The sequence below is a fragment of the Myxococcaceae bacterium JPH2 genome, from assembly GCA_016458225.1.
Taxonomy (GTDB): domain Bacteria; phylum Myxococcota; class Myxococcia; order Myxococcales; family Myxococcaceae; genus Citreicoccus.
Genome location: JAEMGR010000015.1, coordinates 84,880 through 110,688 on the forward strand (window position 1 = coordinate 84,880; position 25,809 = coordinate 110,688).

The following is a 25,809-nucleotide window of genomic DNA, read 5'->3' on the forward strand; positions in this document are numbered from 1 at the left end:
GCGCTTTGCGAGGTGAGCAGCCGGCACGGCCAGCGCTAGATTGCCCCTCCCTATGGCGCATCCGACCGAAGACAAGAACTTCCGCCTGCCCACCACCGTTCGCCCGCGTCGCTACGCGGCGACCCTGACGCTGGACCTGGAGGCCCGGGCACTCAGCGGGCAGCAGACCGTGGACCTGGAGCTGGCGCAGCCCACGCGCGAGATCATCCTGCACGCCATCGCGCTGCAGGTGAGCGAGGCCACCTTCCGCGCCGGCGGTGCGACCCACAAGCCCGCCTCCATCGACGTCATGCCGCAGAGCGAGACGGTGGTGCTGCGCTTCACGGACGCGCTGCCCGCGGGCTCGGGCTCGCTGGACGTCGCGTGGACGGGGCGCTTCACCGAGGGACTGCGCGGCCTGTACCTGGCGGGCAAGGTGGCGGCCACCCAGTTCGAGGCCGCCGACGCGCGCCGCGTCTTCCCCTGCTTCGACGAGCCGGCCTTCAAGGCGCGCTGGGCGCTCACCGTGCGCGTGCCCCCGGGCAACACGGTGCTGAGCAACGGCTCCCTGGTGAAGGAAGAGCAGGACGGGGCGCTGCGCCGCGTGACGTTCCAGGAGACGGAGGTGCTCAGCTCGTACCTCATCGCGCTGGTGGTGGGCCCGCTGTCGGGCACTGTCGCGGAGAGCGCGCAGGGCGTGCCGGTGCGCACGTGGGCCCTCACGGAGAAGGCGCACCTGACGCGCTTCGGACAGGACGTGGCGCTCCACGTGCTGCCTCGGCTCCAGGACTACTTCGGGCTGCCCTATGCCTACGGCAAGGTGGACCAGGTGGGCATCCCGGACTTCGAGGCGGGCGCCATGGAGAACGCGGGCCTCATCACGTACCGCGAGGTGGCGCTGCTGTTGGACCCGGCCACCGCGCCGCTGTCCGTGCAGAAGCGCGTGGCGGAGGTGGTGACGCACGAGCTGGCGCACCAGTGGTTCGGCAACTGGGTGACGATGGTGTGGTGGGACGACCTCTGGCTCAACGAGGCGTTCGCCACGTGGATGGCGTTCAAGATTGTCGACCAGTGGCGCCCCGACTGGCGCATGTGGCTGGACTTCGACGCGCACAAGGCCAGCGCCCTGCACCTGGACGCGCTCAGCTCCACGCACCCCATTCGTGGTGAGGTGCGCAACGCGGGCGAGGCGGGCGAGAACTTCGACGCCATCACCTACGAGAAGGGCGGCGCGGTGCTGCGCATGATTGAAGGCTTCCTCGGCGAGGACGCCTTCCGCGACGGCATCCGTCAGTACATGCGCAAGCACGCGCGGGCCAACGCGGTGGCCAATGACCTGTGGAGCGCGCTGGGCGACGCGGCGAAGCAGCCCGTGGTGGAGCTGGCCAACGCGTGGATTGGCCAGAGCGGCTATCCGCTCGTGTCCGTGAGCGTGGAGGGTCGCACGCTGACGCTGACGCAGCGGCGCTTCTACTCGGAGCCCGGCATGCGCAGCGACGAGCGCTGGCCGGTGCCGGTGGTGCTGCGGTTCGCGGATGCCGCGGGCGTGCATGAGCAGCGCGTGCTGCTGCGCGACGCCCAGGCCACGGTGACGCTGGAGGGCGCTGCGACTCCGGTGCGCTGGCTGTGCGCCAACGCGGGCGCCACGGGCTTCTACCGCGTGGCCTACGACGCGAACGCGATGAAGGGGCTGGCGGCGAACCTCTCCGCGCTGGCTCCGTCCGAGCGCATCTCGCTGCTCGCGGATCAGTGGGCGCGCGTGCGCGCGGGTGAGGCGTCCGTGTCGGACTTCCTGGACCTGGCGGGGCGCTACCACGGCGAGCAGGACGACGCGGTCCTCGACGAGCTGGTGGGGCGGCTCGCCTACGTCGAGGGACGGCTGGTGGAAGGCGACGACCAGGAGCGCTTCCGCCGCTGGGTGGAGCGCCTGCTGGGCGACGGCCTGAAGAAGCTGGGGTGGCAGCCCGCGGCCGGAGAGTCCGACCGGGACCGGCTGCGTCGCGCGGCGCTGGTGCGCGCCGTGGGTGGACTGGCTCGCAGCCCCGAGACCGTGGCCGAGGCCCGAGGCCGCGTGGCGCGGATGCTCCAAGGCGAGAAGGACGCGCTGGAGCCCAACCTGTTGGACACCGCGGTCAGCATGGTGGCCCGCGCCGGAGACACCGCGCTGTTCGAGCAGCTCCTCGCGCGCGTTCCGACCGAGCCCGACCCCGCGACGCAGCGCCGCTACCTGATGGCGCTCACCGCCTTCGAGGACGCCACGCTGGCCTCGCGCGCGCAGGGGCTCCTCTTCACGGAGACGGTGAAGACGCAGGACTCGGCGGGCTACATCTCCGGGCTGCTGGCCAACCGCACCGGCCGCGACGCGTGGTGGCAGCGCATGCAGCAGCAGTGGAAGGACGTGGTGGGCCGCGCGGGAGGCGCGCCCATGCTGCTGCGACGCGTGGTGGAGGCCCTGGGCCTCTTGCGCACGCGCACGCAGCTCGACCAGGCCCGCGCCCTGCTGGACGCACAGCCCATCACCGAGGCCCACCAGGCCACGCGCCAGACGCTGGAGCGCCTCGCCCAGGACGTGGCCCTGCGCGAGCGCGCGGCGACCGAGGTGTCCGCGTGGCTGAAGCGCCAGCCGTGATGCGCCACTCCGCTCCTCGCCCATGAAGACCACCCTCGACCCTGCTCACCCTGTCCCCTCTCGCGAAGCACTGCGCCAGGCCAACCGCGCCAGCGCGCTCGCGTATCCGGGGGACTCGCCGCGTCGCCAGCCGGTGCACTCCGTCTATGGCGGCGCTCATCTCTTCCGCGCGGAGACCGCGCGGAAGATGGGAGACCTGGCGCTCGCGACGCTGCGCGAGTACGCGCCCGACGCCGCCGAGCTGGCCCACAGCCTGGGCCTCCCGCAGCGGGGCCGCTTCGCCCAGCGCGTCTACGAGCGCGTGGTGGACAAGCTCGAGCGCGAGCCGGTCGAGGACTTCCGCATCGACTTCGAGGACGGGTACGGGCACCGCCCGGACACGGAGGAGGACGGCCACGCGGTGTCCGCCGCCGAGGAGATGGCGCGCGGACTCATGCAAGGCACCCTGCCGCCCTTCATCGGCATCCGGGTGAAGTCGTTCACCGAGGAGCTGTTCGCGCGCGCCTCCCGCACGCTCGACCTGTTCATCACCACGCTGGTGACGAGGACCTCCGGACGCGTGCCGCCGTCCTTCGTCGTCACGCTGCCCAAGGTGACGCTGCCCGAGCAGGTGGCAGCGCTGACGGAGCTGCTGGAGGCGCTGGAGTCCGCGCACCACCTCACGCCCGGAGCGCTGGGCGTGGAGCTGATGGTGGAGACCCCGCAGGCGCTGTACGACCACGCGGGGCGACTGCACCTGCCTCGGCTGGTGTCCGCCGCCAAGGGGCGATGCACCAGCGTGCACCTGGGCGTGTATGACTACACGGCGGCGCTCAGCGTGAGCGCGCACGTCCAGGGCATGCTGCACCCGGCCTGCAACTTCTTGCGGGACGTGGTGCAGGTCTCGCTCGCGGGCACGGGCGTCGCGGTGGCCGACGGCGCCACCAACGTCCTGCCCGTGGGTCCGCACAAGAAGCCCGCCGAGGGCGAGCTGCTGGCCACCCAGAAGCGAGAGAACACGGAGGCCGTCCATCGCGCGTGGCAGCTCGCCTATCGCCACACGCGTCACTCGCTGGAGCGCGCGTACTACCAGGGGTGGGACCTGCATCCCGCGCAGCTCCCGGTGCGCTACGCGGCGGTGTATGCCTTCTTCCTGGAGGGACTGGACGCCGCCTCGCATCGCCTGAAGGCCTTCGTGGACAAGGCGGCCCAGGCGACGCTGCTGGGAGACGTGTTCGACGACGCGGCCACCGGACAGGGGCTGCTCAACTTCTTCCTGCGGGGCCTGAGCTGCGGCGCGCTCACGCAGGAGGAGGTGCTCGGCACCGGCCTCACGCTGGACGAGCTGCGCGGTCGCTCCTTCCGAGCCATCGTCGAGTCACGGCGCGCGCGCCTCGCCGCGGGTTAGCGACGGTCACGCCACACGGCGACGTTGAGGAGCACCGCGCCCGCGAGGAACAGCCAGGGGCCCACCAGTGAGGCCATTCCCAACAGGCCCCACACGGTGATGCCCCCCGCGACCAGGAGCGGCACGAGCGGTGGCACGGCGGCGCGAGCGCGGCGCAGGGACACCAGCATCGCGAGCGCCAGCAGGCTCAGCACCACCCACTGACCACCGGGGCGCGTCCGCCCCGGGATGGCGATCTGCCACGAGCCCCCCGCGCCCGACTCCCACTTCCACGTGGCCTTGTCCTCCACGTCGTGGCTGAAGTCCTGGCCCACGTAGAGGGTGCGCTCCTTGTGCAACTGCAGGCCGGGGATGGGAACGCCCACGCCCGTGCCCCACGGGAGCAGCAAGGCCATGACACACACCGCGACGCCCGCGAGCCCCCATCGCAGCAAGCGCACTTCCTCGGGCGAGCGAGAAGCCTCCTCTGCCCACGCGGGCGAGGCACGGAAAGCGCGCCACTGCACGAAGCCGAGGACGACCGCGGCGAGGAGCCACAACAGCGACGCCAGACTCATCCCAAGCTGCACGAACGCATGCGTGAGCGTGAGCGCGGTGAAGAGCGGAAGAAAGGCGCGGTGTTCCGCCACGTCCACGATGCGAACGATGGCTTCCGGCAAGGCACGGCCCGAGGCGCGCAGCTCACGAGCCACGAGCATCGCGCTGCCCACGAGCATGACGAAGGCCCAGGGCGCGGGGACGGCATACGCCAGTCCGAACACCCACGGCAGCACGACCGCGGTGGACACCAACCCCGCGCCGAGCAATGGCAGTGACCCCCCCGGGAGTCGCTCGCGAAGGCGCGGATCATCGAGCACCCGCTCCACCACGCGCCCCGTGGCCTCCGCTGCCTGACGCGCGCCCTCGGTCACGTCCTGGACGATGGGCGCCACGGCATCGATGCCCGTCGCGGGAGCGAGTGGATGACCACAGTGGGGACACGCCTCGCTCGGCGTCGACGGCAAGGATTGACCACAAGACGGACAGGACATGAAAGCCTCGTAGCAGCGAGCGCGGTGCCAGCCTACCGTTTCGCGGCGACAGGACCACGCATCACCCCCAGTGGCCATCATGACGCCACGCCATGAGCACAGCAGGCACAGTGTCGGCGGATTCATTCACCCCTTCTCACGATGCCTGTCGCGGCGCGAAGAAGAGCACGGCACCCCATGTCCATTCGTCACGAGTGACGACCCAGCGGGCTCGCCATCAAGCCTCGCTCACGCCCCATCCCATCGCCGCGCGCTGAGCACGCGGTTCCTCGCGAGGTCTCGCGTCGAGCACGCGCGCTCACCGTCGTGTGGCCGTGCCATGAGCACCGCTCCTCTTTCCCGAGCACACCCATTGAACACGCGGGCGCATCGTCGCCGACCTCGGGCCAGGCAATCCCGCCGCCATGCCCGCGTGGTTCCTTGCTCCCCCGCACTCTCCGCGACTGCACGCGGCGTCGCGATGACGCTGACGCCTTCCCGCGTTAGCTTGCGCCCCCCGGCACGAACGCCGAGACCTCACCACTCACCTCCGCCACGGGCGGGAACAGGGGCTATCCCGGATGAATCGCGAGCGACTTGGCGCCCCCTTTCACTTCGGCCTGTGGCGTGCCCTTCTCCTGTTGGGACTCATCGCGGGTTGCGCCGCGCCCACGCGGATGACCGTCGCGTCCACGCAAGCTCCTGCGCCGAGCGCCGCGCCGACACCCGCGCCCGTCGTCGAAGCCACGTCCCCCACCCCGCCCGCGAAACCAGAGCCCACGGGCCCCGCCGCGCGCGAGCTTCCCGACCTGCCACACCAGCGCGTCGCCTCGCCCGAGGGCACCTTCATCGCGGAGGTCGAAGGCAAGGCACCTCCCACCCTGTCGCGCGGCGAAGGCGTGGTCCGGGTCACCGTGCCGCTGGGCACCAGCGCGCCCCTCGTGTGCTTCGTCTACGAGCGCCCCCTGGACGCGGCCAGCGCCCTGCTCGCGCTGGCGGACACCGTGAAGAAGGGCCCGGGCGTCACCGTGAAGCACATGGAACTCACGGAGCTGGTGGAGGTCGCGCACACGCCCGCGCTCTTTTTGGACGTGGACTACGAAGCCCCCACGAAGGGAGGCGAGCGCGGCGCGGGACAGCTCAAGCTGATGGTGCACGCGGACAAGGACCTCCCGCTGCTCTGCGCGCACGACGAGCCCGGCTATGCGCGCACGTTCCACCGCATCACCACCGCCCTCGCCGCGTCCCTCCAGGTGCCCGGCCCGCGTCGTCCTCCCGAGCCGTGGGAGGAGATCCAAGCCGTGCGCCTCGAAGGCCAGCTCGTGGGCTTCGTGTGGCGGACCCGCGATGACCTCCCCACGCTGCCCGCCGCACCACACCGCACGCAGTCCACCACCAGCCTCCTCTGGCCTGCCGCCGAGGGCGACCTGCGCGCGGAGGACACCACCACCACCGCGCTCGCGGATGCGCAGGGACAGCTCCTCGAGTACCGCTCCGCCCGCGCGGAGAACGGAGTCCTCGCGCTTCAAGTGACGCTGCGCAAGGACCCCAAGCAGGGCTACAAGTACGAGGCACGCCAGGGCGCGAAGTCCGTGCAGGGAAGCATCGCCACCCAGCGAGGCCTCACCGCCGAACCCGCCGACCTCGCCACCCGACAGCTGCTCGCCGAGTCCTCGCGCGACGCGGAGCGCGTGCTCGACGTGTATCGCCCGGAGGGCTCGCTCGCCGCCGCCGTGCAGCTCACGCTGCGCAAGGACGCACCCCGCGGCCCCCGTGCGCTCACCACGACCACGCACGAGACAACCACGCGCGCCATTGTGGACACCTCGGGCCACCTCCAGCGAGAGGAGGCCCGCACGGCCCAGGGACTGCGCGCCTCCGAGCGGCTCTTCCCCGTGGAGGTCAGCGCGCCCTGAGCCGAGGGCTCACCACAGCATGTCCTGGTCTTCGGTCACGCCAGGAACGCCGGACAACGTGAGGGTGCGATTGCCCACGCGCACGGTGCCCTCGAAGGAGCCCACCGGCTGCGCGAAGCGGCTCACCACGAGGCGCAGGTTCCGGTCCTCGCGGTGCGCGTAGAACGGCCTGAAGCGCAGGTCCACCGCACCATCCACCGTCGTGAGACGCCATGGGTCCAACAGCTCCTTCGCGTTGTATTCGAAGCGCGCGCGGCCCAGCGGATACAGCTTGTCACCCAGCCACAGCGCGTTCTCGTTGGCCTCGGTGGAACTCTCGTTGAAGCCCTCCACCAGGTTGAGGCTCAGGGGCGTCCCGTCCTCCAGCTTTCCCGCCGCGAAGGCCCAGCGCCACGACGTGTGTCGCGCGAGGTAGCCCTGCGTGTAGTCCATGCCGCCCACGCCCCCGTCCATCGAGAAGCGCCGCCCGGCCACCTCCAACGTTCCGGAGGACAACAGCCCGCCGCGCTTCTGCGTGACGTTCACCAACCCGTCCCCCTCGACGGGAGCAATCACGGTGAGCGCTGGAGGACCACCGGCCACGGCCAGCTCGCCCGTCCATCGGAACGCCTGCATGCCCTTCGTGCGCAGGCGGCTGACGTCCAGGTCCACGCGGTAGTGCTCATCGTCCACGCCCCGACGCACCGCCATGCGCCCCCCGAGCGTCCGGAAGGAAGCCTCCAGGCCCGCGCCGGGCTTGTCTCCCACCACCGTCAGCGGGCCGGGCACGCCCAGGAAGCTGACGTCACACAGCGGCTTGCGCTCCTTCAGGTCCACGGCCACCGCGAACGCGCTGGACGAGTAGCTCAGGTCCACCACCGCGAAGAGCACGGCCACCTCGGGCGTGGCCGCGAAGGCGTAGTGCCACCGCTTCTGCCGGAGCAATCGCTTCACGCGCGCGGGCGCCCACGGGCCCAGCAGTCGCGGGAGGTCCACCTCGGGAAGCTCGCCCTGGTACGTGCCGAACCGAGGCTCGCCCTGCGACGTGGCCACGGACGCGGGAGCAGCGGGAAGGATGGCGTGGGATTCGAGTGTCATCTGTCCACCATTGGAGGCCAGTCACCTGACCCTGTCACGTGGAGTTACTGCTCGGGCATGTGCCCGGACAGTCCTCCTCGCCCGGCCGCTTCCCCAAGAATGTGCGGCGCCGGACGCGAATTCCCTCAACTGCGCCCGAAGATGATGCGCTCGCGCGACAAGAGCCGCGTCGTGAAGCGCAGGCATACGAATGCAGCCACCCCGCTCGAAAGCGCCGCCAGGAGGAAGGGCACAGGCCCCAGCCACTCACCGCGCATCACCTCGCCCGCGAGCAGCTCCTGCCCCAAGACGGGCACCGCGAACATCCACGTCTGGCTCTGCATCGGCGACAGCGCCAGCACCATGCCGGGCAGCATGGGCAACACCATCAGCAGGGACAGGTACGTCTGCGCCTCCTTGTAGGAGCGCGCATACGTGGACACCCACATCTGCACCGCCGACGCCGCCAGCGCCAACGGCAACACCGCGGCCAGCATGCCCAGCGCGGCGGGCCCATCGAAGCGAGCCTTCAGGCCCAGGTCTTCCAAGGGCACCCGCCGCACCACGAGCATGTACGCCACCAGACTGAGCAGCACCGCGCCACACGCCATCGACACCGTGGCCAGCCACTTGCCCGCCACCAGCGCGCCTCGGGGCACGGGGTTGAGCAGCAGCGGCTCCAGCGAACCGCGCTCGCGCTCTCCCGCCATGGTGTCGCTGGCCAGCGACATGCCGCCCGCGAACGTGGCCAGCACCAGGAACAGCGGCACCATGTTGAGGACGCTCGCCGCCGAGCGCTCGGGCGTGGACAAGTCCAGCTCCTCCACCTGCACGGGCACGGCCAGCTCGGGCACCACGCCGCGCGCGGACAGTCGTTGTCCGCCGAGCTGTTGCCCATAGGCCTGAAGCAAACGATGGGCGCGCTCGATGGTGTGGCGCGCCTGATTGCGCGAGCTGTCCACCACCAGATTCACCGACGCGGTGTGGCCCGCCGAGAAGTCCTGGGCGTAGTCCTCGGGCACCACCAGCACCGCGTCCAGCGAGCCCGCGCGGATCCGCTCCTCGTAGTCCGCGGGCGCTTCGGACAGATGCGCGCCGTAGCGCTCCAGGAAGGCCATGAGGCTCGGCGCGTGCGCGCGGCCCACCACCGGCAGCTCCAGCGGACGGTCCTGGCGATACCAGGAGGCCATGAGGTTGAACATCACCAGGAAGACGGCGGGGCCCAGCAAGGGCCAGAGCACCGCGGTCCCCAGCGCGCGCGTGTCGCGGAAGTGGTCCCGCAGCTCCTTGCGGAAGACCGTGCCGATCAGGCGTCTCATTCCATCAACCCCTGCTCGCTGCCGATGATGGACACGAAGGCTTCCTCCAAGCTGTCCTTGCCCGTGCGAGCCCGCAGCGCGTCCGCCGTGCCATCCGCGACCACGCGGCCCCGCGCCACCACGACGATGCGGTCACACAGCGCGGCCACCTCCTGCATGACGTGGCTGGAGAACACCACGCAGCAGCCCTGGGCCTTCAAGCGCCGCAGCAGCGCGCGCACCGCGCGGGTGCTCATCACGTCCAGCCCATTGGTGGGCTCGTCCAGGAGCACGTTGCGCGGGCCGTGCACCAGCGCGCGAGCCAGCGCCACCTTCACGCGCTCGCCCTGGCTGAAGCCCTCCGTGCGCCGGTCCGCGATGTCCTTCATGTCCAGCAGCTCCACCAACTCCGCCACGCGCGCATCGAGCGCCGCGCCACGCAGGCCGTGCAGCTCGCCGTAGTAGCGCGCGTGCTCGCGGGCGGTGAGGCGCGGATAGAGACCGCGCGCGTCCGGAAGCACGCCCAGCGCGCGCCGAGCCGCCTCGGGGTCGCGCACCACGTCCACGCCGTCCACCTGCGCCGTCCCGCTGTCGGGCCGCACCAGCGTGTAGAGCATGCGCATCGTCGTCGTCTTGCCCGCGCCGTTGGGCCCCAGCAATCCGGTGATGACGCCATCCGCCGCGGTGAAGGACACGTCCTCCACGGCGGTGACGGCGCCGAAGCGCTTGTGCAGATGGATGGCTTCAATCATGGCGAGCGGTTCTCAGGGCACGGGACCCGCGAACGAGGTGAAGAAGGGAGGCCGCTTCAGATTCGCGCCGCAGGTGGAGGTCAGCCCCTCCACGCTCCCCCGCGACAGCACCTCCGACATGAGCGTGCGCGCGCAAGCCGCGGCCACCGTGTTGTGGCCCACGCCCGGCACCACCACGTGCAGCGAGTGGCTCAGCGTGCGCTTCGCCTCCTCGGCCCACGCGGGCGGCGTCACGGGGTCCAACTCACCCGAGAGCAGCAGCGTGGGAACAGCCGACACCACCGGCTCGCGATAGCCCGGCACCAGCGTCGCCTTCGGCCAGCGCGAGCAGACCTCCAGCACCGAGCGCGGCGAGTCCGCGCCGAACCACGTGCCCCGCGCCTCGCGCTCGGCGTCCGCCACGGTGAAGAAGGGCGCGTCCTCGGCGCAGACCACCGCGAAGAAGAGACCGGGGCTCATCGACTTCTCCAACGCGCGCCCGCCGCCCAGCGCCAGCGCGACCAGCGGCGCCCAGTCCTCGCGCGTCGCGCGGTCCAGCATCAGCGGCACCAGCGCGGCCTGGTCCGGGCTGTACAAGAGCGAGAACACCTCCGCGAGGAAGGCGCGGCGCGTGAGGGTGAAGTCCTCGGGAACACCCGTGAGCGGGTGCGCGACGCGGGCCTTCGCGGGCGCGGCCTCCAAGCGCGCGAGCAGCGCCTCCGTGCGAGCACGCAGCGATGGATACGCCGCCGAGCACGTCACATCCTGCTCACACTGAGACAGCAGCGCGTCCAGCGCATGCTGCCCATCGCGCGCGGCATACAGCGGCAGATACAGCCCCATGGGCGCCACGCCATCGAGGATGGCCGTGCGCACGCGGTCCGGATGCTGGCGCATGTAAACAAGCGCGGCCCGCGTGCCGTAAGACACTCCCCAGAGATTCACCCGCGCATAGCCGAGCGCCTGGCGCACGTCGTCCAGGTCATCCATGGCGATGGAGGTCGTGTACAGGCGCACGTCCGCGTCCCACTTCGCGCGGCAGCGCTGCATGGCCTCGGCGTCACCGCGGTCATCGAAGCGCGCGGCCAGCGAGGACTGCGAGCCGCTGAGCGCGTCACACCGCAGCGGGTTCGAGTCCCCCGTGCCGCGCTGGTCCACGAGCACGATGTCGCGATGGCGGCGGATCTGCTCCAGCACCGGCAACACACCGGAGCGCGAGGCCGCCTGCCCCGGACCTCCCGCCAACACGAACAGCGGATCCGCCTCCGCCTCCGCGGACAGCGCGGGCACCACCACCACGTGCAGGGGAATCTTCCGCCCCGTCCGCGCGGCCCGGTCCTCGAAGACCTCATAGGTCCCACACTGGGCCGGCGCCGAGGTGCCCTCCAGTCGGCACGGGGTCAACCGCACCCGGCGCTCGCCCTCCACGCTGCCCGACGGGCGCGCGCACGCGGCCACCGCCAAGGCCCCCAGGACGAGGAGCCCCAACGCCCACAGCCCTCCACCCCGGCGATGCGAGACACCCAAGGGCGCGGCGCGAGGTGGATGCAAGCGGGGGTGCGAATTGATGCCACCTGACACGGGCGTCGACCTCCATCGCGGAGCGGGGACACGCCGCATAGCATCGCCCCACGTCTCGCGCACCTGCCGCCCCCGCCTCCTGCCCTTGAATCCCGAGCCACCGCGGTCCGTCGGTGGTACGCCCATGCCCATGAAGAAACGCTCGCTCCTGGTCCTGTTCGTTCTGGCCGTCACGACGCTCGCCGGCTGCGCATCGCTCCAGAACCTGATGAAGAACGCGTTCAAGAAGCCGCGCATCAGCTTCAAGACCGCGCGGCTCGCGGACGCCTCGCTGTCCAACGCCACCGTCAACCTGGTGTACGAGGTGGAGAACCCCAACAGCTTCGGCCTGGAGCTCGCCTCGGTGAGCTACGCCTTCTTCGTCGAGGGCAAGCAGGTGGTGGCGGGCTCGCCGCCCAAGGGCCTGGACCTCAAGGCCCACGGCAAGAGCGAGCTGGTCTTCCCCGCCAACGTGAAGTTCGCGGACATCGTCCCGGTGGTGGAGACGTTCCTCAACAAGGATCAAGCCGCGTACAAGGCGCAGGGCAGCGTGGGCATCCAGACGCCCATCGGCGTGCTGACCTTCCCCTTGGAGAAGGAAGGCACCTTCGAGGTGCCCAAGATTCCGCACGTTGAATTCCAGGCGCCACACATCACCCAGGTGGGCCTCACCAGCGCCACGGTCGAGTTCCCCCTGGCCATCACCAACCGAAACAGTTTCGCGCTGCCCATCGCGGGTATCACCGGCGCCCTGAAAGTCGCCGGCGCGGACGTCGGCACCCTGTCCACCGGGAACCTGGGCACCCTCGACGGCAGCGGGACGCGCCAGGTCCGCCTGCCCCTCACCATCAACCTGACCCGCGCCGCGGCCGCCGCCCTGGCGGTCCGAGCCGGCGGCAATACACAGGTGCGTCTGGACGGCCGGCTGACCTCCGACGCCCAGTCCGTGCCCCTGAACCTCACCCAGCTGGTCAACTTCATTAAATAGAAAGCCCGACCTGAGACGAGGCGAGCGGGGAGTCCCCCGCTTGCGGAGTTGTCCTCGGCTTCAGGAGCCGTTAGCGTTGCGGCGCCCACCGGGGTGTCAACCATGAGACGAATCCTCTTCAAGTCCAAGATTCACCGAGCAACCGTGACCCAGGCGGACCTGGACTACGAGGGCTCGGTCACCATTGACCGGAACCTGCTGCGCGCCTCCGACATCCTTCCGTACGAGAAGGTTGCCATCTGGAATGTCACGCGCGGGACACGACTGGAGACCTACGCACTCGAAGGTGAGGCGGGCTCCGGTGTTATCTGTATCAACGGTGCCGCTGCCCACCTGAACCAGCCGGGCGACCTCGTCATCATCGCCACCTTCGCGGAGGTCGAGGAGTCGGAGCTGGCCGGTTGGAAGCCCACCGTCGTCTTCGTGGACGCGAAGAACCGTCAGGTCAACGGCATCACCGAGGAAGTCCCCGGTCCTGCCCGCCGTAGCGCCTGAAAACCTGTGTGCTTTGCCGGGCCCGAGGGGTCTGCCATGCTCCTCGCCGTTCTCTTCTTCCAGAAGGGCGCGCGTCAGGCGCGGGCCCGGAGGCACTGATTCGATGAGGCGGATGTGGATGGGCGTCGGCGCTGGCGCGCTGTGGCTGTCGGCCTGCACTCACGATTCGTCCTTCCGACGAGACCCCAACGACGAGGATGCCCTCACCACGAACATCCCCGTCGTGAAGGCGCCCGCCTCGAGTCGCTGTGCCGCGCACGGCAAGTCCTCCGTGCGCGCTTCGTGTGACGAAGCCCTCTATCTGGGAACCGAGTACACCCGCCGGCTCGCCGTGGGTGACGAGGTGTGCCTCGAGGGTGGCTATGGCGAGCAGGTGGGCCCCGCCTGCAAGGCGCGCGCGGCCATCATCGACACTGACACCAACATGGTGAAGCTCGAGGTGCGGAGCGCCAAGCCGGACTCGCGTTGGTTCAACGCGGAGATGCGGCACGCCTGGTACGAAGAAGGCGCGTTGGTGGACCTCTATCTGGCCGAGCGGGGTTACTAGAAGGACCGTCCGCGCTCCGAGGAGAGGCACATGGCAATCTACGATTCCGTGACCGAGCGACTCCGCTTCATGAAGAAGCTGTCGCCCGCTGAGCTGAAGAAGCTCGCGTCGATGCGGCTGTCGGACCTGGTCCAACAGGAGGTCGCGCGCGCCAAGGTGCGCGTGGCGAACCTGGAGAAGCGCTACCCCTCCGCGGCCACGCGCGAGCTGGCGCAGCGCCTCATCGACGAGAAGAAGAACCTGGCCAGCATGGTGGGCGGCATCAGCGGCGTCTTCGGCCTCGTGTCGCTGCCCGCGGACCTGCTGTTCATGGCCTACCTCCAGCTCGTCCTCCTGACGGACGTCGCCACGCTCTACAAGGCGAACCTCAAGACGGAGCGAGCGCGCGGCGAGCTGTTGGACCTGTTCGGCTACGCCAACGGCCTGGGCCCGCTGCATCGCACCGGACCCAAGGTGATGGGCAAGCTGGCGGCCATCATGCTGGAGCGCGGCGGCATGGCCACGCTGGGACGCGCCATGCCCCTCGTCGCGGCGCCCATCACCGCCTACTTCAACAACCAGCACATCCAGATGGTGGGAGAGCAGGCGCTGCGCTTCTACGAGGGCTTCGACAAGGCTCACGCCAAGGCGAAGGTCCATCAGCAGAAGAAGGCGACAGGAAGCTGACGCGGCACCGAGGCCCTCCCCTGGGCCGTCGGACCGATATGCCACCTTGAATGTGGCGTTGTGGAGGGGCGGGACATCCAGTCCCGCGATACGGGTCGCCAGGGCATCCGCGGGCCGGCGGGGAGCCCAGGCCCCCGAGAGATGGAGACATGAAGATGTCGGAACTCTCGGCGGAAGTGCGGGTGCAGGTGGCGCGGCTGCGCAACCTGCTGGTGGATGTTGCCCGCTGTGGTGCGCTGGCCAGTCCGCTCTCGTCCCTGCCCCATGCAGACGTAGAGCCCTTGGAGCTGCAGGCCCTGTGGTGGCTCCGAGCGGAGAGCCTGCTGCCCGTCAACGTCCTCGCGGACCGCCTGGGAGGCATGGCCATGCCTCGCCTGAGCCGGCTGCTCGACCGGCTGGAGGATGCCGAGCTCGTGCGCCGTGAGCGCTCGGTGCGCTACGACCGGCGCCGCGTGCGCGTGCGGCTCACCGACAAGGGCCGCGCCCTCGCGGACGAGGCAGACTCCGTCGTCCAGGAGCGCATGGCCAAGCTGCTGTCGCCCCTCGGCGGAGAGGTGCGCAGCGCGCTGGTGGACATGCTGGAGCTGTGGGTGGAGGCGCTCGGACACAAGATTCGCGCGGACGAGCTTGCCGCCAACGAGAACGCCGAGTGCGAAGAGGCCCCTCCCGCCCCCGTGGAGTTGACGGACGGCGTGGAGCTGGCTGCCAGCCCCGCCTGAGGACCGCGAGTCCGGTCCTCTACCACCGCACCTCGATGCGCCCGGACCGCAGGCACTCCGCCGCGGCCTCGCGCTCCCATGGCGCGTGTCCACTCGCGCCCACCTCCACGTGAAGCGCGCCCCCCTTCACCCGGCCCAGTCGCCATCGGCCCTCCGCGTCGGTGTGTCCGCGCAGCGGCGGCAGCGAGGCCACCTCTCCCACCGCGGTCACCTCGGCGCCGTACACCGGCCGCCCTCCTTCGGTGACCTGCACCTCGCAGGGCACGCCCTCCTCTCCCAGTCGAGGTGAGACCGCGACCTCCGAGTCCCCTTCGTTGAGCGCGACAGCCGGGCTCGGACTCACCGCCACGGGCGAGGTCGCGATGAGCACTCGGTATGTCCCCGGCGAAGTGAGCGACACCGCGAGGCCCTCGGGCTCCGGGAGAAACGCCTCCGCCGCCACGTCACGCCACGCCCCCGCTTCGTCTCGGCGCTGCAACGCGTACACGGGAAAGGGCGCCTGCGTCCGCGTCGCGAGCTGTCCTTGCGTGAAGCCATCCAGTTGCAAGAGCAACCAGCGATACACAGGCACCTTCCACACCTCCTCCGCCTCCGTGCGGCCAGCGGTCGGGGTGAAGGTGAAGGCCCAGCGCGCGGGCGCCACGGGTCGGCCTCGCGAGGGCTCGGGCACCCGCAGCGTGAAGCGAGTGGGCCGCCACGCGGGCAGCTCCGGCGCGAGGAAGCGCCCATCCGACGCCACCGCCAGGGTACGTCCTCCAGGCAGCTCCACCACCGCGTCGGGCGGCGCGCGCGACGAGTCCCCCAGCAGCACCCGGCCATGCAACGTCACCGTGCCCGCCACGCCCCCGGGAAACAGGCGGTCCGCGTCCAGCGTCACGGGCTCGATGCGGCCCTCGCGCAGCGGCACCTCCACGGGCCCCGCCTCCTGTCCCGAGCGGGCCCGCAACCACAAGCGCACCCGTCGATCCGGGGGCAGCGGCGCGAGCACCGCGTCCTGCCCTGACGAGACAGGCAGCGGCGAGCCATCCCGCATCGCCGCCGCCAGCGCGGGCGCCGCCAACCGCACGAAAGACAGCCACGCGCTGGCCCGCTCAGCCTCGGCCGGCAGGGGATCCACGCCGCGCTCCACGCGGAGGGAGAAGGGCCCTGCGTCGGCGTGGGTGCTCAAGAGCCGCACCCGCACACCCGTGGGCGGCGTCGCGCGCAGCACGCCCAGGTCCACCTCACCCGAGCGCGGCGGCTCCCCCGACATCCAGTCCCCGGACCAGGAAGTCCCATCCTCTTCCCACGCGAGCACGCGGTAGCGCGGCGCGGAAGGCACGTCCACGGGCCCCACCTGACCACCGCCCGCCGTGGGCGCCACCGCGACGGGCGACCACGTCGAGACATTGGCCAGCTCCTCCAACCGCGACGGGCCCGCGCGCTCCCCCTCGCGCTGAGCGCGCTCCCAGGTGAGCCGGTCCGCCTCGGAGATGAAGGCCACGCCCAAGCGCGCCTCACCTCGGAACGGATGGTCTCCGGCCAACGTCGCGCGCAGGCGAAGTCCCGAAGGCACGGACGCATCGACGCGCGGCGAAGGCGCGGTCGCGACCGGCGGGGCCGAGGGCTCGCTCGGAAAGACACCCTCGGCGCGACGAGCAACAGGCAGGGCGAGCCATCCCGCGAGCAGCAGGAAGCCCACCCCCACACTCAGCAGCGCGATGAGACGACCGCGCCTCAATCCGTGTCGCCGGTGGAATACAAAGACATCCACACCGGCGCGTGGTCCGAGACACGCGTCACGAAGTCCAAGGTGTCTTCGACGTAATCGCGACCGGCGCTGGAGAACTCCGTCACGTACGCGTCCTGCAACCAGAAGTGGTCATACGCGCTCGCGAAGCCGCCCGAGGAGTTGAGCGTGGTGGGCGTGTTCAGCTTGCACGACACGGCCGGGACCGTGGCCTTCAGCGGAGCCCAGGCCGCCGCGGTGCCCGCCTGGTTGTGGTCGCCCACGAGGATGACATCCTGGTCCGTGCCGCTCTCGGACTGCACGGCCTCGAACACCGGCTGGATGGCCATGGCCTCCGCCTTGCGGTCCGCTGTCGTGCCGAACACGGTGTGCCAGTTGAGGAACGTGTAGTCCTCGCCCGTGGGCACGTGACGGACCTTGACGATTTGAGGCTCGCGCTCGAACACGTCGTCCACGTCATCCCAGACCGTGGAGGACAGCAGCTCCACCGTGTCCGCGCGGTACAGCACCGCGTAGGACTCCTTGTAGGACGAGCGCCCCAGCGCCGGCGTCACCACCGCCGTCCACGCCACCCCCGACACCTGGGTCAGCGATTGCGCGATGCCCTGCGCCGCCGAGGCGTACATCACCTCTTGCAGGAACACGACGTCGCAACCCGCGCTGGACGTGCTCGTGGAGCCGAACTGGTTCCAGATCTGCTGGGCATCATCCAGATAGGTCTGCTCCGCGGCCCACCCCTCGTGCCGCAGGTTCCAGCTCACCACCCGCAGGTACGAGCCCGCGTGCGCGAGCGTGGGTACCACGAACACAGCCGACACCACGGCGCACAACACCCACGACGGCAGTCGCATGAACAGGAACCTCATCCGATGGGCCCAGGACATCGGCACCCATCTTCTGAATCCCCTGCTCGGCCAGCAATCCTCTTTCTCGCAACAACACGCAATAGCGGCCAGACAAGAAGGGCCGGAGCGGCGGTGCGCGTTGCGTCAGAGGGAGAGTCTCCCGCGACCGTCCGGGCCCGCGGGAGTCTCGGAGCGCGTCAGGCCTTGGGGGGCTCGTTCGCGCGTCGCTCGGCCATCTCGCGGCGGACTTCATCCATGTCCAGGGCGCGGACCTGACCAATCAGGTCCTCCAGCGCCGCGGCCGGGAGCGCTCCCGGCTGCTCGAACAGGAGGATGCCGTCGCGGAACATCATCAGCGTCGGGATGGAGCGAATCGCGAACGCGCCCGACAAATCCGGCTGCGCGTCCGTATCAATCTTCCCGAAGACGATGTCCGCGTGCTTGCCGGACGCAGCCTCGAAGGTGGGCGCGAACGCGCGACACGGGCCACACCAGGCCGCCCACCAGTCCAGGATGACGATGCCCTTCGACACCGTCTCCTTGAAGTTATCCTTCGTGATTTCCACCGTCGCCATGACGGACCTTCCTTCCCGGGGAACCCGGGGGCTGTGCTAGCGGACCTCGAGCAGCTCCACCTCGAACAGGAGCGTCGAGTTGGGCGGGATGACGGGCGGGTAGCCGCGAGCGCCGTAGCCCATCTCAGGAGGAATGGTGAGCTTGCGCACACCGCCCACCTTCATCCCGGCCACGCCCTTGTCCCAGCCCTGGATGACCTGACCCGCACCGAGCTTGAACGTGAAGCCCTGACCGCGGTCCCGGCTGCTGTCGAACTTGGAGCCATTGGTCAGCGTCCCCACGTAGTGCACCGTGACGGACTTGCCCGCCGTCGCCTCGGTCCCCGTGCCCACCTTCACGTCTTCCAGCTTCAACGTCATGCTCGCGGCTCCTCTGGATTCAACGCCGAAAGGCCCACTCTAACGCGGAGTCTCGGCGGCCGCCGCTCCCAAGCGAGCAGCGACGCGGCCCCGTTGGATTCCGGGCACCGCGCCGCTGTCTCTACCAGGGAACTCGCCGGGGCTGGCGCCTAGAACGTACCGCCCAGGTTGAGCGTGCCCGCGTAGCTGCCACCCCCGCTCAAGTCACCGCCGCCCGAGGAGATATCCGGGGCGAACTGCTTGTCGAACAGGAGGTTGTAATTGACGCGCGCGTCCGCGGTGAAGTGGCCCACATGGCCTCGCAGACCCACGCCCACCGGCACGTTGCCCACCGTGTCGTCCTTGAAGCCCAGCGACTGGCCGCCACGGAAGTGGTAGTTGCTCACGCCAATCCCTCCCAGCACATACGGCTGCCACGCGCCCGGAGTCACCGCCAGGGTCAGCGCGGCCTGGCCACCGTTGCGGACCAGGTCCGGGCCGCTGACGCCCACGTTGGTGTTGTCACGCGACTTCACGTCGTTGAGCGCGCCCGTGTAGCCGACCTCCACCCCCAGCACCGAGTTGGGACGGATGGCCGCGGACACGCCCGCCGTCGCGCCCGGCTGGATTTGCGGCGCCAGCGCGCCCGTGTAGCCCTCCACACCAGCGCCCAGGAGCACCGTGACGCCGGTCTCCTTGTTCTTCTTCTCCTTCTCCGGCTTGGGCGGCTCCACGTTCACGACCTGCGTGTTCGAAGGCCGGTAGTCCGGAGGCGGCTGGGCCAAGCCACTGCCGCCCGTGCCGCTCTCACCGGAGAGGCTCCCCTGCTGCGACTTCGGGTAGCTCTCCGACTGGCCTTGCGGCGGCGGGGGCGGGGGCGTCGGCGGCGGCGCCTGCATCATCGGCTGGGCGGGGGCAATGGACCCACTGTTCCCCTGGAACTCCGAGCCGCTGCCTCCCGTGCCGCTGCCACCCACGCCAGCGCCCGAGTTCTGGTTCACGGGCTCGCACCGGTAGGGCACGTTCATATACATCGTGCCCGGCGAGCCCTGGCTCGCGCCGCTCGGCATCGCGCTGGAGGAAGCACTGCTGGTGCTGCTCCCTTGCGAGTCGCTGCTGCCACTGCCACCCACGCCCGAGTCCTGCTGCATGGATGGGTCCTGCGCCTGCGGCTCGATGATGAGGCTGTCCTCTTGGACATCCACATCGGGCGCCTGCGCCACGACCTTGTCGGCATCCTTCGCGCGGTCCGCTTTCACCTGCCCCGGAGGACAATCCGCGGCCACCGCTCCCGACCCATACATGAGCGCCGCCAGCACGCCCGACAGAATCGCTGCTTTCATCCCGACCTCCATCGTCGAATGACTGACGAGAAGGTTGTTGCCGGCGGAACATCCGACAAGGCACACCCAGCCCCGAGGGATGAGCGCTGGCCGCTCGCCCGAGGGGCGGGCGGTCAGACGTGGCGCGGGACCGACATCACAGCGAGCGGGCGCACGGCGGGGCCGAAAACTAGGCGTCTTTCAGCCACCCGCTGCCGGTGACGACAGGCAATTGCAGAGCGCGCTCGCGGTCCAGGTCCAGGTTGCCAATGTGCAGCGACAGCGGCGACTGCACCCACTTGTAGATGGACTGCTGGAACAGTCGGACGAACTTCTCCACATAGGCCGCGGCGCGCGAGGCCTCGACCTCCGGGAACATGGCCGCGAGCGCCGTGCGCATCTCCGAGGGCGTCAGCTTCTCGCCCGCGTACAGGTAGAAGCACGCGTCGAGGATGGGGAAGGGCATCAGCTCCTCCTCGCCCATCTGGTTGTGCGCCAGCTCCGGACCGGCCGGCTTCGCCAACACCTTGCGGATGCCCTCCAGGCCCGTCGTCTCCAGCAGGTAGTCCAAGAGGTACATCACCACCGTCTTGGGGACGTTGGCGATGACGGCGAGCGCGCCCATGAGGTCACCGCCAATGGTGGTGTAGCCCACGGACTTCTCACTCATGTTGCCCGTCTGGAGGAAGAGGCCGCCGCTGGAGTTGCTCCAGTTCCACATGCGCTGCGCGCGCAGGCGGGCCTGGATGTTCTGCTCGGTGAGGGGGCTGATGGGCGTGTCGCCGAGCATCGTCTTCGTGACGGCGAGCTCGCGCGCGAAGGCCTCTTCGATGGACACCACCTGGAACGGCACGCCCAGCTCGCGCGCGATGGTCTCCGCCGCGTCGCGCGTCTGCTGACTGGAGTACGGGCTGGGCATGTAGAAGGCCTGGAGCAGCGAGCCCGGGTTCTGGGGCCGCACCCGCTTCGCGTAGCGATGCGCGATGAGCAGGGTCAGCAGCGAGTCACGTCCGCCGGACAACGCAATGCCTAGCAACTTGAAGGCGCGCGTCTTCTCGAAGTAGTCGCCCACGCCCAGGGCGAGCGCGTCGAGCACGTCCTCACACAAGGCCACGCGCGCCGAGCGGCGGGTGTCGGGGCCGGGCAAGAAGAAGCTGCGGTGAGGCGGCACGGGATAGGTGAGTGACTCTCGGCGCGAACGCACCGCGCCCGTGCAGTCCACCGTGGGCACCTGGGACTTGCCCGAGGCCAACCAGGCCTCGCGGTCCACGCGCCACGTGGTGGCCTCGGCGCGCAGGCGCACGGTGCGGTCCAGGTCCACCACCGCGGAGGCGTAGCCCTCCTGGAAGCGCGGCGTCTCCAGCACGTGCCGGCCGTTCTGGTTGAGGAAGCCGCCGCCGTCGAAGATGAGCCCGTCGTTGCTGCCCACGGCGTTGGCGTAGGCGATGGTGCACTGATGGTCGGAGGCGCGCGTGGCGATGAGTTCGCGGCGCGTCTCCACGTAGCCGATGCGGAAGGGCGAGGCGGAGATGTTCACCACCAGCTCGCCGCCCGAGTAGGTGCGGCGGCGCATGGGGCCATCCGCGCTCCAGATGTCCTCGCAGACTTCGGGGGCGAGCACGCCGAAGTCGAAGCGGAAGACGTAGTCGCCCAGCGGGATGCCGCGATGGACCTCCGCCATGCCCGGCTGGCCTCGGCCGTAGGTGCGGCCCTCGTAGAAGATGTTGTAGGTGGGCAGCTTCTCCTTGGGCACGAGGCCCAGCACCTTGCCGCCCGCGACCACGGCCGCGCAGTTGAGGCGCACGCCCTGGTGAGGCACGCCCACGCCGAGCACGAACGCCGTGGGGAACGCGGCGGTCTCCTTGGCGAAGCGCTCCAGCTCGGGCCACTGGTGGTCCATGAAGCCCTGCCACTGGACCAGGTCCTCGGCGGGGTAGCCAGAGATGAGCTGCTCCTGGAAGACGCCCACCGTCACCTGCTCATCCGCCATCCGTCGGGCGAGCGCGAGGGCCCGGTCCACGTTCTGGGCGAAGGCGCCCACGGTGGTGTTGACGCTGGCGATGCCAATCTTCACGAGCCGCATGGTGCGTCGATTCCTTCATGCCGCCGCGCGAGGGAGCGGGCGGTCGCTGACGTTGAGGGCCCCAGCAATGCCCGGGACGGGCGCGGAGGCAAGCCCCGAGGCACGCCCCGTCAGTTGAGCGGGCCGCTGGGCCGCATGGGCTGGAGGCGGCCGATGAGTTCGCCCACGTCCTCGAGGACCATCTCCAGTCGGCGGCGCACGTTCAACTCTTCCAACAATTCCTGGCGGCGTTCGGCCTCGGGAATGACGGCGGAGGCGACCACGTCCGCGAGCATGCCGCCGGTGGCGCGCGCGGCCACGGGCAGGAGGTTCTCGGCGAAGGACGGCGGCACGCGTCCGGCGAGTTCGAACACGGCCTGACGGAGCTGCTCTTCCTCGGGGCCCGAGTAGGGCATCTCGGGGAGGACCTCGCCGCGGACCTCGCGATAGAGGTGCTCGGTGGTCAGCTCCTCGAGGCAGCGCACGCGGCTGATGCCTTGAAGGAGGATGTTGTAGCGCCCGTCCTCGACCTGTTCATCCCAGAGGATGACGCCGGCGCAGAGCATGGGCTGGAGCGAGGGTTTTCCCTCGTAGTTGCCCTCCCAGCCGGGGACGAGCTGCGCCATGGCCATGACGCGGTCGGTGGCGAGGGCCTCCTTCACGAGCGCGCGATAGCGAGGCTCGAAGATATGGAGGGGGATGACGGTGTGGGGGAACAAGACAGCGGAGGGCAGGGGGAAGACCTTGAGCGAGGCACGGGCAGCGCGCTCGACGCGTTCCTGGGCGGTCATCGGGGGCATCCTTCCTGAGTTGATAAGCTCCCGGGGCGCCGGTCGCATTTCAATCAAGCGCCAGCCCGGCCGCTCCTGGCAACCCACCTGGGAGAAGCCCCCGGAATCTCAAGGGATTCCGAGCCACCGCCCGCTCAAGCCTTGCGCAGAGCGGCAACGGTCTTCAGGACGTTCCAGAGCCCAAAGAACGCGGGCCCAGACTCCACCTCCATCACGATGTCCTCGCCCGTGCGGCGCTGAATCCGCAGCCAGCTCAGGGCGAGTTTCCCCTGAGCACCCGAACCCAGCGCGACACCGACATGCGCGGCGTCCGTCGTCGCATCCTCGACCTCTTCCCAGCGGATGGAGGTGACGCCATGTCCCCGGTCCAGCACGACGCGCTCGGTGGTGACGAGCAGCCACTCCCCCGGGCTCCGGCAGAACGCAATGACAGGCAGCTCTCCAGCATGCACAGAGGCACTCTCGACCAACCGGGTGCGCACATCCTCCGGGAAGTGACCGAACTCGCGTGTCGACGGCCCCTCCCCACCGGTTCGGGAGAAGATCCGAACAAGCCTCTGAGCTCGCGCTTCGGCACTGAGCATCGCCCCCCCCAAGCAGTCTTTCGTATCGCAGATGTCGCGGCGCACCCACCCCGCGACCGCGGCCCATGAAACACGACCAGCCGAACCATCAGATTGCCCGTCCGAGAGGCCTCATGCGAGACTCAAATTCCTGTCCAGCCACAGAACGCCGGAGCCGCCATGGCAAACTCGGTGGGAGTCAACAAGCTCTCCGTCATCACTCAAGACTCAAGTGGGGTCTCCGTCGCATTCCCAGACGTCTGCAAGACACCGAGTCCAGCTGGGCCCATCCCCCTCCCTTATCCGAACATCGCGAAGTCGTCGGATACGGCCAAGGGCACGAAGAAGGTATCGGTGGATGGCAACCCCGTGTGCGTGAAGGACTCGAACTTCAGCACGAGCACAGGCGATGAAGCGGGGACCGCAGGTGGCGGCGTCGTTTCAGCCAAGACCCAAGGCAAAGCCGAGTTCGTCAACTTCTCTTTCGACGTGCAATTCGAAGGAAAGAACGTCGCTCGCGCCATGGACCTGATGCTACACAACGACAAGAACACGCCCCCGTCGCCGGTCATGCAACCTCCCGTGGTCGCCGTAGGCCAAGGGTCGGGGAAGTGTAACTGCCTGATCTGCGACAAGGAAATCTAGGCGGCGCCTGCAGCATCCTGATGGAGGGGGACATGCATTCACGTGAGCAGGAAAATCAGCAGGCCACGCTCGACACGGATGAACCCATTCTCGGGAACCTCGTGGGCTGGGTCACAGGACTTGGAGCCAGAGGAGCCGTGCAGGTTGACTTCGAGGGCAACCACCGAGGCCCGATTGATGCGCGATTGGCGACGCCCGCGAATTCAGCCACGCTGCGCCTGGCCGTGCAGCAGCGCCAAGGGGTCGTCCTCTGCTTCGAGCGAGGACTTCCCGCACGCCCGCTCATCCTCGGCTTTGTCCAGGAGCCTTCGGAGACTCCCCTGCTGGATGAACTGCTCAGCGAGCCTCAGACGGGCACGTCCGAGCTGGTCGTCAATGGCAAACGATTCTCTCTGGACGAGATGGTGGGCGAAACCGCCGACGAGATCTCCCTGCGTTGTGGCAAGGCGAGCCTGGTCTTGCGACGCAATGGCCAGGTACTCATCCGCGGGGACGACGTGAAGATTGATGCTGGACGAGTACTTCGCCTGCGGGGAGGCAAGACTCAAATCAACTAGCGAGCAGGAACTCCTTCAACCAGCTCTTCCACCGAGCCCCCATCCTCGATTTGCATCATGGCGCCACTGCCTCCCTATCTTGCGCTCCCTATCGCCTGGGACACCTACGCAGCCCATCTCGACGAGGGCTCCTTCCTGTGGCGCCAGCGTTCGCGCGCGCTCGTGGGTCCGGACTACGTGCTCGACGAGGTGGCCGAGCTGGAAGGGAGACTGCTCGCTCATGTCGACGCCCTGGTACTCGGAGGTAGAAAGGTCGCCGCCCGATTGCTGGTGCCAGCCTTGGACCTGCACGACGAAACGGGTGTGGTGGAGGTTGCCACCCTCGCGATGCTGATGCAGGAAGACGCACCGGCTGCATCCATCGAGTCAGTGCTTCAACAAGTCTTGGAGGGGGACGAGGCGACATGCATGGCGCTCCGCCCAGCGCTGAGACTCATCGGCACAGAGTCCATGAAGCAGCGGCTGCTTCCTTTGCTGGATTCCGCGACAACGCCAGCTCTTCTGACAATGTCCGTGCTCGACCTCTTCGCAGCATGGCGAGTAGACCCCGGCCCCGTACTGCGCACCCTGTTGACGCATGAGGAGCCGGGAATCCGAGCTTCAGCCTTCCGCTGCGTGCGGACATGTCCTTCGCGATTGTCGGACGAGTCCTTGAGGTTGGGGCTACGTTCTTCACTTCCCGAAGTGAGAAACTCTGCCCTGGAGGCGGGACTCGTCGCGGGCATGCAACTCGCTTGGCATGAGTGTCGACACAGGGTGGAGACCCGCGACAGTTCCCCTGAACTCGCACTGTATGCCCTGGCCATCATGGGAGGACCAACGGGGCAAGCCTCCGTGCTCAATGCCCTGAAAGACACAGGGCTCCAGAGGCATGCCCTACGTGCACTCGGGCTACTAGGAACCGTAGAGGCTGCGGAGGCTGCACTGGCCCTCATGCGGACGGATGAGCTCGCGCCCCTGGCAGCCGAAGCATTCTCTACGGTGACCGGATGGAAGGTGGCGCCATCCGAGATCGAACCGGACCCACAGGCAATGAGCACCTCGAGAGAGCCCGCTGAACCGAGCCCCGAGGATGATCTCCCCCATCCAGATGCAGCCCAGGCGGATCATTGGTGGCGAACTCAAAGCCGCCGTTTCGAGCGCACAACTCGGTATGTGCTCGGACGCCCCTTTGGGCAGGAGACTCTCCTCGGCGCACTTCGAGAGAGCTCCATGTATCGCCGCCGTCCATTGGCACTGGCCCTCGCGTTGCGGACGCGGGGTGAATGCGTGCTCGATCTCGATGTCTGGGTGCGCGACCAGCACGCACAATGGGAGACCGCACGGAGGCTTCCTACGACACGGTTCCTTCGCTCACTGGAAGTGCTCCATGGTTGAGGTACCTTATCGAGGAGTAGTTG

General features: G+C 69.2%; 24 protein-coding genes. 11 read left to right on the forward strand and 13 right to left on the reverse strand.

Annotated elements, in window-relative coordinates; translation table 11 throughout:
* The first annotated feature begins 52 nt into the window (after nucleotides 1-52).
* The gene (locus JGU66_22375; protein ID MBJ6763524.1) at nucleotides 53-2,608 is read left to right on the forward strand and encodes an ERAP1-like C-terminal domain-containing protein; all 2,556 of its coding nucleotides are present in this window, start codon (nucleotides 53-55) and stop codon (nucleotides 2,606-2,608) included.
* Between the two features lie 22 nt (nucleotides 2,609-2,630).
* Nucleotides 2,631-3,995: a phosphoenolpyruvate kinase gene (locus JGU66_22380; protein ID MBJ6763525.1), complete on the forward strand. Its 1,365-nt coding sequence runs from the start codon at nucleotides 2,631-2,633 to the stop codon at nucleotides 3,993-3,995.
* Here the strand turns inward: JGU66_22380 and JGU66_22385 are convergent.
* Nucleotides 3,992-5,026 (reverse strand): zinc ribbon domain-containing protein, encoded by a 1,035-nt coding sequence (locus JGU66_22385; protein ID MBJ6763526.1) that lies wholly within the window; start codon nucleotides 5,024-5,026, stop codon nucleotides 3,992-3,994. The two genes, JGU66_22380 and JGU66_22385, sit on opposite strands and share 4 nt — an antisense overlap.
* Nucleotides 5,027-5,586: 560 nt before the next feature.
* Here JGU66_22385 and JGU66_22390 point away from each other — a divergent pair.
* Nucleotides 5,587-6,921, forward strand: a complete 1,335-nt coding sequence (locus tag JGU66_22390; protein ID MBJ6763527.1) for a hypothetical protein — start codon at nucleotides 5,587-5,589, stop codon at nucleotides 6,919-6,921.
* Nucleotides 6,922-6,930: 9 nt separating this feature from the next.
* Here JGU66_22390 and JGU66_22395 read toward each other — a convergent pair whose 3' ends face one another.
* The 4 genes from JGU66_22395 to JGU66_22410 all read right to left on the reverse strand — a co-directional run bounded on the left by JGU66_22395 (nucleotide 6,931) and on the right by JGU66_22410 (nucleotide 11,626).
* Nucleotides 6,931-7,998 carry a DUF2804 domain-containing protein gene (locus tag JGU66_22395; GenBank protein ID MBJ6763528.1) on the reverse strand — a complete coding sequence of 356 codons (1,068 nt, stop codon included), beginning with the start codon at nucleotides 7,996-7,998 and terminating at the stop codon, nucleotides 6,931-6,933.
* 125 nt (nucleotides 7,999-8,123) lie between these two features.
* On the reverse strand, nucleotides 8,124-9,296 hold the full coding sequence (locus JGU66_22400; protein MBJ6763529.1) for an ABC transporter permease: 1,173 nt from the start codon (nucleotides 9,294-9,296) through the stop codon (nucleotides 8,124-8,126).
* Nucleotides 9,293-10,027 (reverse strand): ATP-binding cassette domain-containing protein, encoded by a 735-nt coding sequence (locus JGU66_22405; protein ID MBJ6763530.1) that lies wholly within the window; start codon nucleotides 10,025-10,027, stop codon nucleotides 9,293-9,295. The genes JGU66_22400 and JGU66_22405 overlap by 4 nt, the downstream gene beginning before the upstream one ends.
* Before the next feature lie 12 nt (nucleotides 10,028-10,039).
* The gene (locus JGU66_22410; protein ID MBJ6763531.1) at nucleotides 10,040-11,626 is read right to left on the reverse strand and encodes an alpha/beta fold hydrolase; all 1,587 of its coding nucleotides are present in this window, start codon (nucleotides 11,624-11,626) and stop codon (nucleotides 10,040-10,042) included.
* A gap of 85 nt (nucleotides 11,627-11,711) precedes the next feature.
* Between JGU66_22410 and JGU66_22415 the strand changes: the two genes are divergently transcribed.
* From JGU66_22415 to JGU66_22435, 5 genes are all read left to right on the forward strand, one after another.
* Nucleotides 11,712-12,554 carry an LEA type 2 family protein gene (locus JGU66_22415; GenBank protein MBJ6763532.1) on the forward strand — a complete coding sequence of 281 codons (843 nt, stop codon included), beginning with the start codon at nucleotides 11,712-11,714 and terminating at the stop codon, nucleotides 12,552-12,554.
* Nucleotides 12,555-12,656: 102 nt separating this feature from the next.
* Entirely contained in the window at nucleotides 12,657-13,049 is a 393-nt protein-coding gene (locus JGU66_22420) for an aspartate 1-decarboxylase (GenBank protein MBJ6763533.1), read from the forward strand.
* A 103-nt stretch (nucleotides 13,050-13,152) separates the two neighbouring features.
* Entirely contained in the window at nucleotides 13,153-13,596 is a 444-nt protein-coding gene (locus tag JGU66_22425) for a hypothetical protein (GenBank protein ID MBJ6763534.1), read from the forward strand.
* Nucleotides 13,597-13,626: 30 nt separating this feature from the next.
* Nucleotides 13,627-14,262 carry an EcsC family protein gene (locus JGU66_22430; protein MBJ6763535.1) on the forward strand — a complete coding sequence of 212 codons (636 nt, stop codon included), beginning with the start codon at nucleotides 13,627-13,629 and terminating at the stop codon, nucleotides 14,260-14,262.
* 155 nt (nucleotides 14,263-14,417) lie between these two features.
* Nucleotides 14,418-14,981 (forward strand): winged helix-turn-helix transcriptional regulator, encoded by a 564-nt coding sequence (locus JGU66_22435; GenBank protein ID MBJ6763536.1) that lies wholly within the window; start codon nucleotides 14,418-14,420, stop codon nucleotides 14,979-14,981.
* 19 nt (nucleotides 14,982-15,000) lie between these two features.
* On the opposite strand, the gene JGU66_22440 is transcribed toward JGU66_22435, so the two are convergent.
* From JGU66_22440 to JGU66_22475, 8 genes are all read right to left on the reverse strand, one after another.
* On the reverse strand, nucleotides 15,001-16,629 hold the full coding sequence (locus tag JGU66_22440) for a carboxypeptidase regulatory-like domain-containing protein (GenBank protein MBJ6763537.1): 1,629 nt from the start codon (nucleotides 16,627-16,629) through the stop codon (nucleotides 15,001-15,003).
* Between the two features lie 68 nt (nucleotides 16,630-16,697).
* Entirely contained in the window at nucleotides 16,698-17,561 is an 864-nt protein-coding gene (locus JGU66_22445) for a deoxyribonuclease I (GenBank protein ID MBJ6763538.1), read from the reverse strand.
* Nucleotides 17,562-17,752: 191 nt separating this feature from the next.
* Nucleotides 17,753-18,130 carry a thiol reductase thioredoxin gene (locus JGU66_22450; GenBank protein MBJ6763539.1) on the reverse strand — a complete coding sequence of 126 codons (378 nt, stop codon included), beginning with the start codon at nucleotides 18,128-18,130 and terminating at the stop codon, nucleotides 17,753-17,755.
* A gap of 36 nt (nucleotides 18,131-18,166) precedes the next feature.
* Complete coding sequence (locus tag JGU66_22455) at nucleotides 18,167-18,490, reverse strand: FKBP-type peptidyl-prolyl cis-trans isomerase (protein MBJ6763540.1); 324 nt, start codon at nucleotides 18,488-18,490, stop codon at nucleotides 18,167-18,169.
* Nucleotides 18,491-18,639: 149 nt separating this feature from the next.
* Nucleotides 18,640-19,812 carry a hypothetical protein gene (locus JGU66_22460; GenBank protein MBJ6763541.1) on the reverse strand — a complete coding sequence of 391 codons (1,173 nt, stop codon included), beginning with the start codon at nucleotides 19,810-19,812 and terminating at the stop codon, nucleotides 18,640-18,642.
* 169 nt (nucleotides 19,813-19,981) lie between these two features.
* Nucleotides 19,982-21,874 carry an NAD(+) synthase gene (gene nadE, locus JGU66_22465; GenBank protein MBJ6763542.1) on the reverse strand — a complete coding sequence of 631 codons (1,893 nt, stop codon included), beginning with the start codon at nucleotides 21,872-21,874 and terminating at the stop codon, nucleotides 19,982-19,984.
* Nucleotides 21,875-21,984: 110 nt separating this feature from the next.
* Nucleotides 21,985-22,644, reverse strand: a complete 660-nt coding sequence (locus JGU66_22470; GenBank protein ID MBJ6763543.1) for an LON peptidase substrate-binding domain-containing protein — start codon at nucleotides 22,642-22,644, stop codon at nucleotides 21,985-21,987.
* 134 nt (nucleotides 22,645-22,778) lie between these two features.
* A complete protein-coding gene (locus JGU66_22475) occupies nucleotides 22,779-23,273 on the reverse strand; it encodes a hypothetical protein (protein ID MBJ6763544.1) in 495 nt (164 codons plus the stop codon).
* 114 nt (nucleotides 23,274-23,387) lie between these two features.
* Here JGU66_22475 and JGU66_22480 point away from each other — a divergent pair, with 114 nt between their 5' ends.
* Genes JGU66_22480 through JGU66_22490 form a run of 3 tightly spaced genes read left to right on the forward strand, consistent with a single transcriptional unit; the run spans nucleotide 23,388 to nucleotide 25,786 of the window.
* Nucleotides 23,388-23,852: a DUF4150 domain-containing protein gene (locus JGU66_22480; GenBank protein ID MBJ6763545.1), complete on the forward strand. Its 465-nt coding sequence runs from the start codon at nucleotides 23,388-23,390 to the stop codon at nucleotides 23,850-23,852.
* Nucleotides 23,853-23,884: 32 nt separating this feature from the next.
* Nucleotides 23,885-24,409, forward strand: coding sequence for a hypothetical protein (locus JGU66_22485; protein ID MBJ6763546.1), 525 nt, complete (start codon nucleotides 23,885-23,887; stop codon nucleotides 24,407-24,409).
* Nucleotides 24,410-24,466: 57 nt separating this feature from the next.
* The gene (locus JGU66_22490; GenBank protein MBJ6763547.1) at nucleotides 24,467-25,786 is read left to right on the forward strand and encodes a TIGR02270 family protein; all 1,320 of its coding nucleotides are present in this window, start codon (nucleotides 24,467-24,469) and stop codon (nucleotides 25,784-25,786) included.
* Nucleotides 25,787-25,809 lie beyond the last annotated feature (23 nt).